This window comes from Haloferula chungangensis, from assembly GCF_042664875.1.
GTDB lineage: Bacteria > Verrucomicrobiota > Verrucomicrobiia > Verrucomicrobiales > Akkermansiaceae > Haloferula > Haloferula chungangensis.
The window spans coordinates 1-747 of sequence record NZ_JBHTBS010000070.1 but is presented as its reverse complement, the minus strand read 5'-3'; the positions used below and the strand labels follow the sequence as shown (position 1 = coordinate 747).

Below are 747 nucleotides of genomic sequence, written 5' to 3'. Positions count from 1 at the left end.
ACGTTATGCCAAGAAATCATGACCGACGACTGGCCGTTTGAAGTGCCCCGCAATGTCGCTTGCTTCACGACACACGCAGTCTTGGATGGGTCGCCGATCTTGGAGGTTTACCACGACTACGACGATGGAGCGTGGCAGTTTCACGCGGCGGAAGAAGGCGAACCCGCGATCGTTGCCCTCGAGGAGGTATATCGTAGAGACCCTTCGATCGGTGAACTTCACGATTTACCTGATGGATGGCGAGCACTGCGAACTAGTCCAACCGATGCTTGGAGCCGATCACTGAATCATCCTTATCCATGTTTCGTGAAGCACGGCTACTACCTTGATAACGCAGTCGAGCTGTCGAAGACCTTTCCCGCATCGTTCTCCATTCCGTCGGAGGATCAGCGGCTTGGAATCACGACAGGCGACGTTGTGAAGCTTGCGTTCTCATTTATCCCAGAGGGACAGGAGCCTGCCGACTATGACTGCGAGAGGATGTGGGTCATCGCCAAGGAGCGGATGGATGAGCATTGGATCGGAGTGCTGGACAACGACCCCCAGTTTCACAAGGAGATTTCGAGCGGTGACGAACTCTGCTTCCATCCGGATCACATTCTAGCCATCCAGACTCCACAAGAGCATAACAAGTCGTGAGACAGCGACGCCAATCAGCGGCTGTGTTGGAGATTGCCGAGCGTGCTTCGGTCTGCTTTCCTTGACTCGAAACCGCCGCCATCGGGGCGCGCGTCCACATCAAACGTT

Annotated in this window: 1 protein-coding gene; it reads left to right on the top strand. The window is 55.3% G+C overall.

The window, feature by feature from the left end; translation table 11 throughout:
• A partial coding sequence (locus tag ACFQY0_RS21235) for a DUF2314 domain-containing protein (protein ID WP_379717075.1) occupies positions 1–639 on the top strand: 639 nt, incomplete at its 5' end.
• Positions 640–747: the final 108 nt, after the last annotated feature.